Annotated in this window: 13 protein-coding genes; 5 read left to right on the forward strand and 8 right to left on the reverse strand. The window is 71.4% G+C overall.

Going from position 1 to position 16,536, the window contains the following annotated elements:
* Positions 1-67: 67 nt before the first annotated feature.
* A complete protein-coding gene (locus OG904_RS07235; protein ID WP_405488517.1) occupies positions 68-595 on the forward strand; it encodes a MarR family winged helix-turn-helix transcriptional regulator in 528 nt (175 codons plus the stop codon).
* On the opposite strand, the gene OG904_RS07240 is transcribed toward OG904_RS07235, so the two are convergent.
* Positions 571-1,509 carry a hypothetical protein gene (locus tag OG904_RS07240; RefSeq protein ID WP_405488519.1) on the reverse strand — a complete coding sequence of 313 codons (939 nt, stop codon included), beginning with the start codon at positions 1,507-1,509 and terminating at the stop codon, positions 571-573. The two genes, OG904_RS07235 and OG904_RS07240, sit on opposite strands and share 25 nt — an antisense overlap.
* A 73-nt stretch (positions 1,510-1,582) precedes the next feature.
* Complete coding sequence (locus tag OG904_RS07245; protein ID WP_405488521.1) at positions 1,583-2,227, reverse strand: TetR/AcrR family transcriptional regulator; 645 nt, start codon at positions 2,225-2,227, stop codon at positions 1,583-1,585.
* A gap of 103 nt (positions 2,228-2,330) precedes the next feature.
* On the opposite strand from OG904_RS07245, the gene OG904_RS07250 reads away from it, so the two are divergent.
* A complete protein-coding gene (locus OG904_RS07250; protein WP_405488523.1) occupies positions 2,331-3,866 on the forward strand; it encodes an MFS transporter in 1,536 nt (511 codons plus the stop codon).
* A gap of 87 nt (positions 3,867-3,953) precedes the next feature.
* Here OG904_RS07250 and serA read toward each other — a convergent pair whose 3' ends face one another.
* From serA to OG904_RS07280, 6 genes are all read right to left on the reverse strand, one after another.
* Positions 3,954-5,543: a phosphoglycerate dehydrogenase gene (gene serA / locus OG904_RS07255; RefSeq protein WP_405488525.1), complete on the reverse strand. Its 1,590-nt coding sequence runs from the start codon at positions 5,541-5,543 to the stop codon at positions 3,954-3,956.
* 276 nt (positions 5,544-5,819) lie between these two features.
* Positions 5,820-6,821, reverse strand: coding sequence for a ketol-acid reductoisomerase (ilvC, locus tag OG904_RS07260; RefSeq protein WP_405488527.1), 1,002 nt, complete (start codon positions 6,819-6,821; stop codon positions 5,820-5,822).
* Positions 6,822-6,961: 140 nt separating this feature from the next.
* Positions 6,962-7,486, reverse strand: coding sequence for an acetolactate synthase small subunit (gene ilvN, locus OG904_RS07265; RefSeq protein ID WP_053677671.1), 525 nt, complete (start codon positions 7,484-7,486; stop codon positions 6,962-6,964).
* Between the two features lie 32 nt (positions 7,487-7,518).
* Entirely contained in the window at positions 7,519-9,405 is a 1,887-nt protein-coding gene (locus OG904_RS07270; protein WP_405488530.1) for an acetolactate synthase large subunit, read from the reverse strand.
* A 215-nt stretch (positions 9,406-9,620) separates the two neighbouring features.
* Positions 9,621-12,509, reverse strand: a complete 2,889-nt coding sequence (locus OG904_RS07275; protein WP_405488532.1) for a putative bifunctional diguanylate cyclase/phosphodiesterase — start codon at positions 12,507-12,509, stop codon at positions 9,621-9,623.
* Between the two features lie 281 nt (positions 12,510-12,790).
* Positions 12,791-13,744 carry a 2-hydroxyacid dehydrogenase gene (locus tag OG904_RS07280; protein ID WP_405488534.1) on the reverse strand — a complete coding sequence of 318 codons (954 nt, stop codon included), beginning with the start codon at positions 13,742-13,744 and terminating at the stop codon, positions 12,791-12,793.
* Positions 13,745-13,817: 73 nt separating this feature from the next.
* Between OG904_RS07280 and OG904_RS07285 the strand changes: the two genes are divergently transcribed.
* The 3 genes from OG904_RS07285 to OG904_RS07295 all read left to right on the forward strand — a co-directional run bounded on the left by OG904_RS07285 (position 13,818) and on the right by OG904_RS07295 (position 16,488).
* Positions 13,818-14,819 (forward strand): aldo/keto reductase, encoded by a 1,002-nt coding sequence (locus OG904_RS07285; RefSeq protein WP_405497833.1) that lies wholly within the window; start codon positions 13,818-13,820, stop codon positions 14,817-14,819.
* Positions 14,820-15,065: 246 nt separating this feature from the next.
* The gene (locus tag OG904_RS07290; protein ID WP_405497835.1) at positions 15,066-16,271 is read left to right on the forward strand and encodes a PQQ-dependent sugar dehydrogenase; all 1,206 of its coding nucleotides are present in this window, start codon (positions 15,066-15,068) and stop codon (positions 16,269-16,271) included.
* Positions 16,272-16,314: 43 nt separating this feature from the next.
* The gene (locus OG904_RS07295) at positions 16,315-16,488 is read left to right on the forward strand and encodes a DUF6191 domain-containing protein (protein WP_405488536.1); all 174 of its coding nucleotides are present in this window, start codon (positions 16,315-16,317) and stop codon (positions 16,486-16,488) included.
* The last annotated feature ends 48 nt before the right edge of the window (positions 16,489-16,536 follow it).

The raw sequence follows: 16,536 nt of genomic DNA on the forward strand, positions 1-16,536 counted from the left end.
CGTCCAGTCCGTTCCCTTCCAGAATGATTACAGGTTGAAACGATTGTCAAGCTGTTACGGTTCCCCCATGGGAACGACTGATGACGGTGGCGGTGGCCCCGCCGCGGGCCCGGGTCCGCGCCCGCCCGGCGGCGTGGCCTTCCTGCTGGCCCAGCTCGGCGCGCACGCCGCCGAGCGCTTCGCCGAGCGGGTCTCCGCGCTCGGACTGACCCCCGCCCAGGCAGGACTGCTGCGCCTGCTGGCCCGCACTCCCGGCCGCAGCCAGCGCGAACTGGCCGATGTGCTCGGCATGCCCCCGAGCCGCTTCGTGGCCTTCGCCGACGACCTGGAGGCGCGCGGACTCATCGAGCGCCGCCGCAATCCGGAGGACCGGCGGCTGTACGCACTGTTCCTCTCCGACGCCGGGACGGCCCTGCTGGCCGGCCTGCGCGAGGTCGCGACGGCGCACGAACAGCAGGTCTGCGAGCCCCTGTCGGCGCAGGAGCGGGGCCAACTCGCGGCCCTGCTGGGCCGGCTGGCCGAGGCGCAGGGCCTGACCCCGGGCGTCCACCCGGGCTACCGCTCGGTGCGTCAGCGCAAGGGGCCGCCGGAGTAGCCGAGCGCCGCCCCCGAGACCGCGTCGATAAGGACCCGGTTCCCGAGCGGCCGGGTCAGCGTCACCGGGACCGACGCCTTGAGCATGACCGCGGCGCACACCGCGCCCTCCGGAAGCTTCTTGCCGGGCAGGACGCGGCCGCCGAGGACCACCGTGTCGACCCCCTCCAGGACCTCGACGGCGACCCCGCCGTCACATGCCCCGTGCCCGGCTTCAACGGAGAAGGCGGTCACGGCGGGGTCCGCGGCCCCGTGCCCGAACAGTTCGGCGGCGCCCCCGGCGAACGGCCGCACGGGTCCGATCGGCGGCCGGGCGGGCCCGGCGTCCGCGAGGGCGACCCGGGCGAGCGGCTCCGCGTATCCCTCCAGGTCGAAGAACCACACCGGGACCCGGGCGGGGCCGCGGCTGGTCTTCATGGTCAGCTCGCCGGAGCGGACACCCGTGACGGTCAACGGGTGTTCGCGGGCGGGCACCCCACCCGTGGGCATCCCACCCCTGGGCTCCCCACCCGCGAGCGCCCCACCCGTGAGCGCCCCACCGGTGAGCGCCTCGTACGTCGCGCCCACGCTCAGCGTCGTGACGTCGAGGGCGGCCCCGTCGGCCCAGCTGATCCGGCCGGACCGCCCGGGCTGCGCGGCCAGTTTGCCGCGCAGGGTGAAGTTGCGCTCTTCATAGGCGATCTTGTCGTACCCGTCACGGAAGGCGCCCGACGGCAGCCGCACGGGGTCCTCCAGCAGGTGGAACCCCTCGCGCCACTCCTTCAGCGCCGGCGAGCCCTCCCAGGCCCGCGCCACCTCCGCCATCCGGGGGCGGAGGTCGGACGTCGCGCCGCTCCGGGGCGCCCCGGAGCCCTCGCATCCCGCCGCCGCGAACACCGCGAGGAACACCGACACCGCCATCACCGTACGTCTCACAACTCCCCCTCCGGCCGGTCCGATCCGATCCGGGGGTGGGACGGGGGCGCCGCGGCGGCGGTTCCGAGTCCGCTCAGCCCTGGGCGTCGGCCCCGGCATCGACCTCGGCATCGGCCCCGGCATCGGCCCCGGCGTCAGCCCCGGCCGCCGTTCCCGCCATCGCCCCGACCGCCCGCCGCATCCCCTCGGTCAGGTCCGCCGGGGTCGCGGCCGACGCGGGGTCGAAGAGCCACTGGAGCATGAACCCGTTCAGCAGGGCCTGGTAGAACGCGCCGGTGGTCCGCAGGTCCTCCTCGGACACGCCCTCCTCGGGCACGCCCGTGAACATCGAGACCAGCCCCTTGCGCCCCTCCCCCTGCGAGGCGGCGAGCATCTCGCGCAGTTCCGGCATCCGGTCGGGGGTCAGCGCGATCTCCATGCTGGCCGCCCAGATCGGGCCGGAATCCTCGCGCCCGGAGTGCACCCCGTCCCAGACCGACCGGAAGCGCTCGAGGGAGCCGCCCTCCCCCTTCACCCCGGCTGTGAACTGGTCACCCCACTCCTGGATGACGGCGATGAACGCCTCCGTCATGAGTGCGTCCTTGGAGCCGTAGTGGTAGCCGATCGAGGCCAGGTTCGCACCCGAGGCCTTGACGATGTCGCGTGCCGTCGTACGCACGAAACCCTTCTCGACCAGGCACTTCTTGGCGCCTTCCAGCAAGTCTTCGCGATGTCCCATGCCCTCACGGTAACCAAGACGTCCGTCCAAGACAAACGTTCCACACAATCGTTTCATACGGCCGTACTAGACAGGCGTTTATGACGCTTGTACATTGCTGCTCATGACGAACCCCGCAGCACGTCTCGCCGGTCGCCGGGAATGGATCGCCTTCACCGTTCTCCTGCTCCCCCTGCTCCTGGTCTCGATGGACGTCTCCGTCCTCTACTTCGCCATCCCGGCCATCACCCGGGAGCTCGACCCCAGCGCCACCCAGCAGCTCTGGATCTTCGACAGCTACGCCTTCGCCCTGGCCGGCCTGCTGATCACGATGGGCTCGCTCGGCGACCGGATCGGCCGCCGCAAGCTGCTGCTGATCGGCGCGACCGCCTTCGGGCTCGCCTCCGTCACCGCGGCCTACGCCTCCAGCGCCGAGCTGCTCATCGCGGCCCGCGCCCTGCTCGGCATCGGCGGCGCGACCCTGATGCCGTCCACGCTGGCCCTCATCCGCAACCTCTTCCAGGACGACAGGCGGCGCGGAAAGGCCATCGCCATCTGGTCCGGCGCCATGACCGGCGGCATCGCACTGGGTTCGGTGATGAGCGGGGTGATGCTGAACCACTTCTGGTGGGGCTCCGTCTTCCTGATCAACGTGCCCGCGATGCTTCTCCTGCTCGCCCTGGTCCCGGTACTGGTTCCGGAGTTCAAGGACCCGGCCCCGGGCCGCTTCGACCTGCTGAGCGTGCCGCTGTCCATGGCCGCCGTACTGCCGGTGGTCTACGGCCTCAAGGAGATCGCCGCCGAGGGCTTCAGCCCGCTCCACGCCGCCTGCCTCGTCGTCGGACTGGCCTTCGGGTACGTCTTCGTCCGCCGCCAGCGCACCCGTGACGACGCCATGGTCTCCCGGGCCCTCTTCCGGGGCCGCGGCTTCGGCGCCGGCATCGGCCTGAACACCCTGGCCGCCTTCGCCATGATGGGCTCGGCCTACTTCACCACCCAGTACCTGCAGTCGGTGCTCGGCATGGGCACCCTGGAAGCCGCCCTCTGGAGCCTGGCCCCCTCGGTCCTCATCGGCGCCGCCGCCCCGGTCAGCGCGGCCCTCGCCCAGAAGACCGACCGGGCCTACGTCATCGCCGGCGGCTTCGTCCTCGCCGCCGCCGGGTTCGGCCTGATCGGCCTGGTCGGAACCGACTCGCTGTGGTTGCTGCTGACCGGCGCCGGGGTCCTCGCCTGCGGCATCGTCACCGTGATGTCCCTGGTCTCCGACATGGCGCTGGGCGCCGCCCCCGCCGAGAAGGCCGGCTCGGCCGCCTCCCTGCTGGAGACCGGCCAGGAGTTCGGCGGCGCCCTCGGGATGGCCGTCCTGGGCAGCCTCGGCACGGCGGTCTACCGCTCCGACCTGGCCGGCTCCGAGCCGGCCGTACGGGAGACCCTCGGCGGAGCCGTGGCGACCGCGCAGCAGCTCGGCGGCGAAGCGGGCGGACAGGTCCTGGCGGCGGCCCGGGAGGCCTTCGTCCACGGAATGCAGTACGCGGCCTGGGGCGGTACGGTCCTGCTGCTCGCGGCGGCGGTGCTCGCCGCGGCCCTGCTCCGGGGTCGCGGAGCCCAGGCCCCGGCTCCGGCGGAGCGGGCAGAGGCCGGCGGAGCCCTCGCGCGCTGAGCGGCGTAGGAACGTCCGAAGCGGCGGGGAACACGAAAGGGCCCGGGGTCTCCCCCGGGCCCTTCGCGCATGTCCGCTGCCGAAACCTCAGCCGAGGGTGACCGTGCGGGCCGAGACGGCGCCGATCTCGGTGGCGATGTCCGCGAGGACGTTCACCGGGGCTTCGGCGTCGACCGTGAGGACCGCGAGGGCCTCGCCGCCCTCCTCGGCGCGGGCCACCTGCATGCCCGCGATGTTCAGGCCGGCCTCACCGAGGATGCGGCCGACGGCGCCGACCACGCCCGGGCGGTCGGCGTAGCGCAGGACGACCATGTGGTCGGCGAGCGCCAGGTCCACGTCGTACTCGCCGATGCCGACGATCTTCTGCAGGTGCTTCGGACCCACGAGGGTGCCGGAGACCGACACCTCCTGGCCGTCCGACAGGGTGCCGCGGACGGTCACCACGTTGCGGTGGTCCGGGGACTCCGAGGAGGTGGTCAGGCGGACCTCGACCCCGCGCTCCTGCGCGAAGAGGGGGGCGTTGACGTAGGAGACCGTCTCGTCGACGACGTCCTCGAACACGCCCTTGAGGGCGGACAGTTCGAGCACCTTCACGTCGTGCTGGGTGATCTCGCCGCAGACCTCGACGTCGAGGCGGACCGCGACCTCGCCCGCGAGGGCGGTGAAGATGCGGCCGAGCTTCTCGGCGAGCGGCAGGCCGGGACGGACGTCCTCGGCGATGACGCCGCCCTGGACGTTGACCGCGTCCGGCACGAGCTCGCCGGCCAGCGCGAGGCGCACCGACTTGGCGACCGAGACACCGGCCTTCTCCTGGGCCTCGTCCGTGGACGCGCCGAGGTGCGGGGTGCAGACGACCTGGTCGAGCTCGAAGAGCGGGGAGTCCGTGCAGGGCTCCTTCGCGTACACGTCGAGGCCGGCGCCGGCGACGCGGCCCTCCTTGATGGCCGAGTACAGCGCGGCCTCGTCGACGATCCCGCCGCGGGCGGCGTTGACGATGCGGACGGACGGCTTGACCTTGTGCAGGGCCTCGTCCCCGATGAGACCGAGGGTCTCGGGGGTCTTGGGCAGGTGCACCGTGATGAAGTCGGCGACCTCGAGCAGCTCGTCGAGCGTCAGCATCTTGACGCCCATCTGGGCGGCGCGCGCGGGCTGCACGTAGGGGTCGTACGCGACGATCTTCATGCCGAAGGCCGACATGCGCTGGGCGACCAGGACGCCGATCCGGCCGAGGCCGACGACGCCGAGGGTCTTCTCGCTGAGCTCGACACCCGTGTACTTGTTCCGCTTCCACTCACCGTTCTTCAGAGCGGTGTTGGCCTGCGGGATGTTGCGGGCGGTCGCGACGAGGAGGCCACAGGCCAGCTCGGCGGCGGTGACGATGTTGGAGGTCGGGGCGTTCACGACCATCACGCCGGCCTTGGTGGCGGCGGAGACATCGACGTTGTCGAGACCGACACCCGCGCGGGCGACGACCCTCAGCTTCTTGGCGGCGGCGATGGCCTCGGCGTCGACCTTGGTCGCGGAGCGGACCAGGATCGCGTCGACGTCGACGATCGCGGGGAGCAGCTCCGCACGGTCGGCACCGTTGACGTGCCGGATCTCGAAGTCTGGGCCGAGCGCGTCCACGGTGGCGGGCGACAGCTCTTCGGCAATGAGTACGACAGGTTTCGAGCTCACGTGGGTCCTCACAAGTCCAGTGCGGACGGCCGTCCCGACGGCCGCAGGCGGTGGAGGGGGTAGCCGCGTGGAAGACGCACGACACTGTGGGCCTGACGCGTTGTGTTGAGCAGTGTAGTGGCGGATCCGATCCGGCATTCCGCCTGTACGGAAGGATCACCCGTCCGTGATTGGCCGGGGTGGACAAGCGGGACTCGGGGAGCCCCGTTTTCCGGGTTCCGGCGCCGGTGGGCGGCGGGGCCGGGACGATTCGCCCCGGCCCCGCCGCGCACTGGATCAGCTCTCGTCGTTGTCGACCCAGCTCATCAGCTTGCGGAGCTTCTTGCCGGTGGTCTCCAGCAGGTGGGCCTCGTCCGCGCTCTTGTACGCGTTGTACTTGGGCAGACCCGCCTTGTACTCGGCCATCCAGGTGTTGGCGAACTCGCCGCTCTGGATCTCCGCGAGGACCTTCTTCATCTCGGCCTTCGTGGCATCCGTGATGATGCGCGGACCGGTGATGTAGTCACCCCACTCGGCGGTCTCCGAGACCGACCAGCGCATCTTCTCCAGACCACCCTCGTACATCAGGTCCACGATCAGCTTCAGCTCGTGCAGGCACTCGAAGTACGCGATCTCCGGCTGGTAACCCGCCTCGGTCAGCGTCTCGAAACCAGCCTTCACCAGCGCCGAAGCACCACCACACAGAACGGCCTGCTCACCGAACAGGTCGGTCTCGGTCTCCTCCGTGAACGTGGTCTTGATGACACCGGCACGCGTACCACCGATACCCGCCGCGTACGACAGCGCCAGCTGGAACGCGGAACCGGTGAAGTCCTGCTCCACGGCCGCGATGCAGGGCACACCACGACCCTCCTCGTACTGGCGGCGCACCAGGTGACCCGGACCCTTCGGCGCGACCAGCGCCACGTCCACGTTGGCCGGGGGCTTGATGAACCCGTAACGGACGTTGAAGCCGTGACCGAAGAAGAGCGCGTCCCCCTCCTCCAGGTGCGACTCGATCGAAGCCGCGTAGATCTCGGCCTGCAGCGGGTCCGGGGTCAGGATCATGATCACGTTCGCCCAGGCCGCGGCCTCCGCGACCGGGAGCACCTTCAGGCCCTGCTCCTCGGCCTTCGCCTTGGACTTCGAACCCTCGTGCAGGCCGACGACGACGTCGACGCCGGAGTCACGCAGCGACAGCGCGTGGGCGTGGCCCTGGCTGCCGTAACCGATGACCGCGACCTTACGGCCCTGGATGATGAACAGGTCGGCGTCGTTCTCGTAGAACAGCTCGGCCACTGGAAACTCTCCTTGGTGCGCTGGTGTTGCTCCCACCGTACGGCGGGGAACGGAATACGTGGTTCTCGGTCTCGCCATACGAGCGAGCGAGGGACGAACGGGCGGTGCGCGACCGGGCCGGTGTCACCGGCCCGGCCGGCTCAGGCGCTGCGGTCGAGCGCGCGCAGGCTGCGGTCCGTGATGGACCGGCCGCCGCGCCCTATGGCGATCGTGCCGGACTGGACGAGCTCCTTGATGCCGAAGGGCTCCAGCATCTTGAGCATCGCGCCCAGCTTGTCGGTGCCGCCGGTGGCCTCGATGGTGACGGCCTCCGGGGAGACGTCGACGGTCTTGGCGCGGAACAGCTGGACGATCTCGACGATCTGCGAGCGCGTCTCGTTGTCGGCGCGGACCTTCACCAGAACGAGTTCGCGCTCGATGGCGTTGTGCTGCTCCAGCTCGACGATCTTGAGCACGTTGACCAGCTTGTTCAGCTGCTTGGTCACCTGCTCCAGCGGGAGGTCCTCGACGTTCACGACGATGGTGATGCGCGAGATGTCGGGGTGCTCGGTGACACCGACCGCGAGGGAGTCGATGTTGAAGCCGCGGCGGGAGAACAGCGCGGCGATCCGGGCGAGGATGCCGGGCGTGTTCTCGACCAGGACGGAGAGCGTGTGCTTGGACATGTGAGTCGTTCTCTCTCTCAGGCTCTCTCGGCTCAGTCGTCTTCGTTGTCGCCGAAGTCGGGGCGGACGCCCCGGGCGGCCATGACCTCGTCGTTCGAGGTGCCGGCGGCGACCATCGGCCACACCATCGCGTCCTCGTGGACGATGAAGTCGACGACGACCGGGCGGTCGTTGATCGCGTTCGCCTCGGCGATGACCTTGTCCAGGTCGGCCGGGTCCTCGCAGCGCAGCGCCACGCAGCCCATGGCCTCGGACAGCTTGACGAAGTCCGGGACGCGGGTGCCCTTGCGGGGGGCGATGGACTCGCCGAGCTGGGAGCCGACGGTGTCGTGGCCCGTCTCGTCCGCGTGCAGCACGGTGTTGGAGTACCGCTGGTTGTAGAACAGGGTCTGCCACTGGCGGACCATGCCCAGCGCGCCGTTGTTGATGATCGCGACCTTGATCGGGATGTTGTTCAGCGCGCAGGTGGTCAGTTCCTGATTGGTCATCTGGAAGCAGCCGTCGCCGTCGATCGCCCAGACCGTGCGGTCCGGCATGCCGACCTTGGCGCCCATCGCGGCCGGGACCGCGTAGCCCATGGTTCCGGCGCCGCCGGAGTTCAGCCAGGTGCGGGGCTCTTCGTAGTTGACGAAGTGCGAGGCCCACATCTGGTGCTGGCCGACGCCGGCCGCGTAGATGGTGTGCTCGGGCGCCATCTGGCCGATCCGCTGGATGACCTGCTGCGGGGACAGCATGTCCTCGGAGGGCTTCTCGTAGCCCAGCGGGTAGGTCTCGCGCCAGCGGCTGAGGTCCTTCCACCAGGCGGAGTAGTCGCCGGCGTGGCCCTCGGTGTGCTCGGCCTGGACCGCCTGGATCAGGTCGGCGATGACCTCGCGGGCGTCCCCGACGATCGGGACGTCGACGACGCGGTTCTTGCCGATCTCGGCGGGGTCGATGTCCGCGTGGATGACCTTGGCGAACGGGGCGAAGCTGTCCAGCTTGCCCGTGACGCGGTCGTCGAAGCGGGTGCCCAGCGCGATCAGCAGGTCCGACTTCTGCAGCGCCGTGACCGCCGTGACCGCGCCGTGCATGCCCGGCATGCCCACGTGCAGCGGGTGACTGTCGGGGAAGGAACCCAGCGCCATCAGCGTGGTGGTGACCGGGACCCCGGTCAGCTCGGCCAGGACCTTCAGCTCCGCGGTCGCACCGGACTTCATCACGCCGCCGCCGACGTACAGGACCGGACGCTTCGCCTGGCAGATCAGCTTGGCGGCCTCGCGGATCTGCTTGGCGTGCGGCTTGGTGACCGGGCGGTAGCCGGGGAGGTCCTGGGTGGGCGGCCACGAGAAGGTGGTCTTCGCCTGCAGGGCGTCCTTGGCGATGTCGACCAGGACCGGGCCCGGGCGGCCGGTCGAGGCGATGTGGAAGGCCTCGGCGATCGTCCGCGGAATGTCCTCGGCCCTGGTCACCAGGAAGTTGTGCTTGGTGATCGGCATCGTGATGCCGACGATGTCCGCCTCCTGGAAGGCGTCGGTGCCGATCGCCTTGGAGGAGACCTGGCCGGTGATCGCGACGAGCGGGACGGAGTCCATGTGCGCGTCGGCGATCGGGGTGACCAGGTTGGTGGCGCCCGGACCGGAGGTCGCCATACAGACGCCGACCTTGCCCGTGGCCTGCGCGTAACCGGTGGCGGCGTGACCGGCCCCCTGCTCGTGCCGGACCAGGATGTGACGGACCTTCTCCGAGTCCATCATCGGGTCGTACGCCGGGAGTATGGCCCCGCCCGGAATGCCGAAGACGGTGTCGCACCCCACCTCTTCGAGAGAGCGGATGAGGGACTGCGCACCCGTGACGTGCTCAACTGCGGCGGTCTGGTGTCCGCCGGTACGGGCCCGCGGCTGCGGATGGTGGGCCCCGGTGGCCTGCTCGGTCATCGGCATTCTCTTCTCGAAGCTGAGGGTTTTACGAGGAGGGTTTTACGAGATTCGACGTTGCCAGTGCAACAAAAAACCCCTCGTGCCGGGAGGCAAGCGAGGGGAGCGCGTCGGGTGCGTTGAGCGGGGACATGCTGGTCCCAGCTTCAGCCGACGCGCTTTCCAAGTACGAGAATTCGGGTGCGCATGGCATTGACCCTCCCTCCGGCGGGAGGGTGATGTCAAGCGGGTGGGACGGGCGTCTCATTATGTGAGCCTCTGTGGATGGCCATCGAGCCCCCTGGGGAACCACCGGCCAACGCTGGTTGGGCCGCGCCGCCCGGTACTGGGAACGTACCGCGCACGAGCGCTCGCCGCAGCCTGTACTCGTCGAGAGGGCCGGAGAAGGCCATTCCCTGTCCATGGGAGCAGCCCATCGCGCGCAGCGCCATCACCTGTTCGGGCAGGTCCACGCCCTCCGCCACCGACTGCATGCCGAGGTCGTTTGCGATCCGCAACAAACCCGCCGTGATCTTGTGGAGCCGGGGGGATTCCACGACCCCCTCGACCAGGCCGCGGTCCAGCTTGAGCATGTCCACCGGGAGCCGCCGGAGGGCGCTGATGGCCGCGTAACCGCTGCCGAAGCCGTCCAGGGCGATCAGGACCCCGAGCCGGCGCAGGGCCGCCAGGCGCCGCTCCAGGTCGTCGAAGGGCACCCTGGGGTCGGAGACGGCGAGCTCCAGGACGAGCCCGCCGGACGGCAGCCCGTTGCGCGTCAGCAGGGCCTCCACGGAGCCCAGCGGCATCGACCGGTCCAGCAGCCGCTGCGCGGTCATCCGTACGGCCACGGGTACGTCGTGCCCGGCCCGGTGCCGCTCGGCGGCCTGCCCGACGGCCTCCTCCAGCAGCCAGCGCCCCAGCTCGGCGGCGCGCGAGGCGTCCGGCAGGGCCGGGTGGCCCGGGTGACCGCCCTCGCTGTACTCGGCGACCCGCAGGAATTCGGCGGGCGTGAAGAGGATCCCCTGGGCGGAACGCCACCGGGCCTGCGCCACCACGGCCGAGATCTCGCCCGTGGCCAGGGAGACCACGGGCTGGTGCAGCAGCGCGAACTCGCCCTCGTGCAGCGCGGTGCGCAGCCGCCCCGCCAGCTCCGCCCTGCGGACGACCTCGGCCTGCATCTGCGGCGCGTACATCTCGACCCGGTCCTTGCCGCCCGCCTTCGCCCGGTACATCGCGAGATCCGCGTTGCGCATCAGGTCCGAAGGGGTGATGCCGGGATCCGCGAAGGCCACGCCGATGCTGGCCGCGACCCGGACCTCGCTCCCGGAGATCCGGTAGGGCTGGGAGAGGGTGGTGCGCAGCCGGTCGGCGATCTCGTGGACCTGGTACTCGCGGGCGCTGCGGTCGCGGCTGCCGTCGCCCAGGATCAGCGCGGCGAACTCGTCGCCGCCGAGGCGGGCCGCGGTGTCCCCCGCCCGGACCGAGTCCTGGAGCCGGCGGGCGGCCTCGATGAGCAGTTCGTCGCCGGCCTGGTGGCCGATGGTGTCGTTGACCGCCTTGAAACCGTCGAGGTCGATGAAGAGCACGGCGGTGCTGTGGTCCCCGGCCCGGCGGCCGGTGAGGGCCTGGCGGACCCGCCGGGTGAACAGGGCCCGGTTGGGGAGGTCGGTGAGCGGGTCGTGCTCGGCGCTGTGCTGGAGCTGCGCCTGGAGCCGGACCCGCTCGGTGACGTCGCGGCTGTTCAGGATGAGCCCGCCCTGGTGGCGGTTGACGGTGGACTCCACGTTGAGCCATTCACCGTCGCCCGACTTGAACCGGCACTCGATGCGGGTGGTCGGCTCCTCGGCGGGCGGCGCGGCCAGGAAGCGGCGCACCTCGTGGACGACGCGGCCGAGGTCCTCGGGGTGGATCAGGGTGGCCAGCTCGGTGCCGACCAGCTCCTCCGCCTCGCGGCCGTAGACCCCGGCGGCGGCCGGGCTGACGTAGCGCAGGGTCCCGGTGGGCGCGGCGATCATGATGACGTCGCTGGAGCCCTGGACCAGCGAGCGGAAGTGGTTCTCCTTCTGGGCCAGCTCCTGGGTCAGCGCGATGTTGTCGAGGAGCATGATCCCCTGCCGGATGACCAGGGCGAGGACGACCGTGCAGCCGGTGAAGACGACGACCCGGTCGACCTTCCGGCCGTCCACGACGTTGTAGAGGATGCCGAGGGTGCAGACGGCGGCCGCGAGGTACGGGGTGAGGGCGGGCAGGGAGCCGGTGATGGGACGGCTGTGGGGCCGCTCGGCGGCGCGGGCCCGGTCGGCGGCGTCGGGGCCCGGGTGGGTCCGGTGGGCGCCCCAGGGCGCGTACGCGAGGAGGAGCGAGCCGGCGAACCAGCCGGCGTCGAGGAGCTGGCCGGACTGGTACTCCGCGCTGAGCAGCGGCGAGGTGAACAGCGCGTCGCTGAGCACGGTCAGGGAGAGGGCCGCGATGGCGGTGTTGACGGCGGAGCGGTTGGTCTCGGAGCGGCGGAAGTGCAGCACCAGCACCATGGAGACGAGCGCGATGTCCAGGAGCGGATAGGCCAGTGAGAGGGCCGCTCGCGGGACACTGCCGGGGGCCCCGGTCTGGGCGGTGCGCGCCGCGTGCGCGAGGGCCAGGCTCCAGGAGAGGGTGAGCAGGGAGCCGCCGATGAGCCAGGAGTCGAGCCCGAGGCAGACCCAGCCGGCTCTGGTGACCGGGCGTTTGGCGAGGACGAGCAGGCCCACGATGGCGGGCGGTGCGAAGCAGAGGAAGGCGAAGTCTGCGATGGAGGGCTTCGGCACCGCTTCGCCGAGGATCACCTCGTGCCAGCCCCAGACGGCGTTGCCGAAGCCGCCCATGAGCGAGGAGAACGCGAACAGGAGCCAGGCCGGGCGCTCACGGCTGTCGATGGCCCGCGCGTAGGTGAAACAGGAGACGGCGGCCAGTAGCCCGGCGGCGCTGAGACCGAAGTCGCCCATGAAGTCGGCGATTTCCTCGGAACCCCAGCCGAGGGCCGCGCCCACGCCGTACCCGCTGCTGACCACCGCGAGGAGGAGCTGCATCACCAGGCTCTTGCCGCCGCCGGCGAGGGGCTGGCGGGTCAGCAGCGCCGCCCCCGGGGCGCTCACCGGTCCACCTCGCTGGCTGGTTTCGGCGCACCCCAGTCCCGGCAGCGTCGCCTCCGGCGGCTTCGCCGCATCGGATCCTTCGTCCATTGGCCGTACATCGCCCGTCGCCCCCCAAAGTGTCCGATCACTCCCCAGCGCCAGACGTTCGTGGCGCAGCCCCTTCTTCCGACGATACACCACTTTCGTCACTCAGGGACATAGCTTCTCTACGCTCCGTCACCAAGCGGGGAGTTGTGCCCACGGACCGCATCCGGGTGAACGCGGAGCGTGCGCACCGCTCGTCACTCCGTGATCAACACCGTGTTCTCCACGGGCTCTCCGGCGGCGAACCGGCGGAGCTGACGGGCCACCAGGCGCTTCGCCCGGGGCTCGAACGCCGAGCTGCTGCCGCCCACATGGGGGGTGATCAGGACACCCGGAGCATGCCAGAGCGGATGGCCTGAAGGCAGCGGTTCCGGATCGGTGACGTCCAGCGCGGCGCGCAGCCGGCCCGATTCCACCTCCGCCAGCAGGGACTTGGTGTCGACGACGGGGCCGCGGGCCACGTTCACGAGCAGTGCGCCGTCCTTCATGCGGCCGAGGAACCCGGCGCCCACGAGCCCGCGCGTCTCCTCGGTGAGCGGCACGGAGAGGATCACCACGTCCGCCCCGGGCAGGAGTTGGGGCAGCTCGGCGAGGGCGTGCACCGGCCCGCGCGCCGTGGTGCGCGCCGTCCGCGCGACCCGGACGATCCGCTCGCACTCGAAGGGCGCGAGCCGGTCCTCGACGGCCGCGCCGACCGCCCCGTAGCCGATGATCAGTACGGACTTGTCCGCGAGGGCCTCGTAGAACCCGAAGCGCCACTCCTCGCGGTCCTGGCCGCGCACCATGCCGGGGATCCCGCGCAGGGAGGCCAGGGTCAGGGTGAGCGCGAGCTCCGCGGTGCTCGCGTCGTGGACCCCCTTGGCGTTGCACAGCCGTACGCCGGGGGCCAGGACGCCGAGACCGCCGAGGACGTGATCGATGCCGGCGGTCAGCGTCTGGACGATCCGCAGGCGGGGCATCGCGGGCAGCGGGCGCAGGGTGACGGCCGGGGACTTCATGTAGGGGGTGACGTAGAAGACGCAGGCGGCCGGATCGCCCGGGAAGGCCTCTTCGCCGTCCCACTGCCGGTACCGGAAGGAATCGGGCAGCCCCTCGACCTCCTCGGCGGGGAAGGGGAGCCAGACGTCCGGGATCTCAGTCTCTGCAGTCATGATCACGAGGCTATGCCAGGGGATCGGGTTCGAGCCGTTAGTTTGTGTGCCGGACCGGGAGGGGGACGCACGGGTGGAGCGCAGGGCGATCGGGTCGGGGGCGCTGACGGTGGGCGCCATAGGGCTCGGATGCATGCCGATGAGCGGGGCGTACGCGCCCTCGCGCAAACGGCGCGAGGACTCGCTGCACACCGTGCACACGGCGCTGGACCTGGGCGCGAACCTGCTGGACACCGCCGATCTCTACGGCCCCTACATCAATGAGCTGCTGCTCGGGCGGGTACTGCGCGAGCGCCGGGCGGACGCCTTCGTGTCCGCGAAGGCGGGACTGCGGGCGGACGGGCCGCACGTGGTGGCCGACGGGCGCCCCGGGTACCTGCGGCGGGCCTGTGACGCCTCGCTGCGGCGGCTGCGCACGGACGTCATAGACCTGTACCAGCTGCACCGGGTGGACCCGGACGTCCCGGTCGAGGAGACGTGGGGCGCGATGGCGGAGCTGGTGGGCGCGGGGAAGGTGCGGGCGCTCGGCTTCTGCGCACTGGGCGCGGGGACCGGGCCGGGCGCGGGGCGGCGCGGGGACCGGGCGTACGGGGCGACCGTGCGGCACCTGGAGCGGGCGCAGCAGGTGTTCCCGGTGAGCGCGGTGCAGGCGGAGCTGTCGGTGTGGTCGCCGCAGGCGGCGTGGGGGCTGCTGCCGTGGTGCGCGGTGCGCGGGGTGGGCTTCCTGGCGGCGATGCCGCTGGGGAGCGGGTTCCTGACCGGGACGCTGACTCCGGGCGAGGGGTTCGAGCCGCAGGACGTGCGGGCCATGCATCCGCGGTTCACGGCGTACGCGATGGCGGCGAACCAGGTGCTGGTGGCGGGGCTGCGGCGGGTCGCCCGGCGGCACGGGGACGGGGTCACGGCGGCGCAGGTGGCGCTGGCGTGGGTGCTGGCGCAGGGTCCGCAGGTGGTGCCGGTGCCGGGGGCCGGGCAGGCGCGCTGGGCGGCGGAGAACGCGCGGGCGGCGGAGGTCCGGCTGACCTCCGCGGACCTGGTGGAGCTGTCGGAGCTGCCGGCGCCGGTGGGGGCCTGAGGCGGGTTTCCGGGCCGGCTCCGCAACCACTCGATCGAGTGTACGAGTGGCGGAACTTGGGGCATGGTCGTGGCTGTTGAGTCTGGTGAAGGCACGATCGGAGGACCGGAGGGGAGCACGGCGATGCGATACGGACACGGACACGAGCAGGGGCAGGGGCGGGGCCGGGGCGGGGCACGGGGCCGGGCGCAGGGGCCCGGGCCGGAACAGGGCCAGGGCCAGGAGCGGGGGCGGGCACGGGTACCGATGTCGTACGTCGGCCCGCGCGCCCGGACCCGTGGAGTGCTGGCGGCGTTCGCCCTGGCGGGGTGCGGGGCGCTGCTGGCGGCGGGGTGCTCGCCGCCGGGCGGCGCGGCGGCCCGGCCGGGCGGATCACCACCGGGCCCGGCGTCCAGCCCGCCACCACCGGGGGCTTCCGGCGGGCCGTCCGCCTCCCCGTCGGCCTCCGGGCCGCCGGCCAAGGGCCAGGTGACGGTGACCGGGGTGGTCGCCAAGGACCTGGAGGCCCCGTGGGGGGTGGCTCCGCTGCCCGACGGGAACCTGCTGGTCGCCTCGCGGGACAAGGGGACGATCAGCCGGGTCGACGTGGGCACGGGCACGGTGACCCCGGTCGGCAAGGTGCCCGGGGTGGCCCCGGGCGGCGAGGGCGGGCTGCTGGGGCTGGCGCTGTCCCCCTCCTTCGCCTCGGACCGCATGGTCTACGCGTACTTCACGACCGAGTCCGACAACCGCATCGCCCGGCTGCGCTATGACGAGAAGAGAACGGCTGGTGATCAACTGGGCGCGCCCGACACGGTGTTCAGGGGGATCCCCAAGGGCCTGATCCACAACGGCGGGCGCATCGCCTTCGGCCCGGACAAGATGCTCTACGCCGGGACGGGAGAGACCGGGGAGACCGGGCTGGCCCAGGACAAGAAGTCGCTGGGCGGGAAGATCCTGCGGATGACCCCGGACGGGCAGCCGGTGCACGGGAATCCCGAGGCCGATTCGGTCGTCTATTCCTATGGGCACCGCAATGTGCAGGGCCTGGCCTGGGACAAGGACAAGCGACTGTGGGCGGCCGAGTTCGGCCAGAACACCTGGGACGAGCTGAATCTGATCGAGCCCGGCGGGAACTACGGCTGGCCGGAGGCGGAGGGCAAGGCCGGAAAGCCGGGGCTGCGCGATCCGGTGGCGGTGTGGAAGACCGACGAGGCCTCACCGAGCGGGATCGCCTGGGCCGCGGGCTCGGTCTGGATGGCGGGGCTGAAGGGAGAGCGGCTCTGGCGGATTCCGCTGGCCGGGGCGGAGCCGGTGGCGGAGCCCGAGGCCTTCCTGCAGGGTGAGTACGGCCGACTGCGCACCGTGGTGGCCCTCGGTGGGGACAGATTGCTGCTGGTCACGAGCGAGACGGACGGGCGCGGGTCGCCGGAAGCCGGCGACGACAGGATCCTGACACTGACAGTGCGATGACCGGCGGGCCCCGGACCGGGGGACGAAAGGCACGGTGGGCACGATGTTCAACATGATCGAGGAGCTCTTCAGCCCCGGACGCAAGCACACGGACGACGAGAAGAAGCGGCTGGAGCTTTCCCGGATCGACGTGAATGACGGCGACCCGGGAAAGGGTCCGATAGACCTGGAGTCCGGCCGGGTGCTCATACGCCCCAAGGACCACCCGACGGCCTAGGACGGCCAGGACGGCCCAGGGCGCCCAGGACGGCCAGGACGGCCAGGA

The organism is Streptomyces sp. NBC_00096 (assembly GCF_045041305.1).
In the GTDB taxonomy this organism is placed as follows: Bacteria; Actinomycetota; Actinomycetes; order Streptomycetales; family Streptomycetaceae; genus Streptomyces.

Bases quoted from the DNA above. Each gene is read 5' to 3' on its own strand.
- OG904_RS07290 (WP_405497835.1), top strand. From the start codon at position 15,066: ATGTCGTACGTCGGCCCGCGCGCCCGGACCCGTGGAGTGCTGGCGGCG.
- OG904_RS07280 (WP_405488534.1), bottom strand. From the start codon at position 13,744: ATGACTGCAGAGACTGAGATCCCGGACGTCTGGCTCCCCTTCCCCGCC.
- OG904_RS07295 (WP_405488536.1), top strand. From the start codon at position 16,315: ATGTTCAACATGATCGAGGAGCTCTTCAGCCCCGGACGCAAGCACACG.
- ilvN (WP_053677671.1), bottom strand. From the start codon at position 7,486: ATGTCCAAGCACACGCTCTCCGTCCTGGTCGAGAACACGCCCGGCATC.
- OG904_RS07270 (WP_405488530.1), bottom strand. From the start codon at position 9,405: ATGCCGATGACCGAGCAGGCCACCGGGGCCCACCATCCGCAGCCGCGG.
- OG904_RS07245 (WP_405488521.1), bottom strand. From the start codon at position 2,227: ATGGGACATCGCGAAGACTTGCTGGAAGGCGCCAAGAAGTGCCTGGTC.
- OG904_RS07235 (WP_405488517.1), top strand. From the start codon at position 68: ATGGGAACGACTGATGACGGTGGCGGTGGCCCCGCCGCGGGCCCGGGT.
- OG904_RS07250 (WP_405488523.1), top strand. From the start codon at position 2,331: ATGACGAACCCCGCAGCACGTCTCGCCGGTCGCCGGGAATGGATCGCC.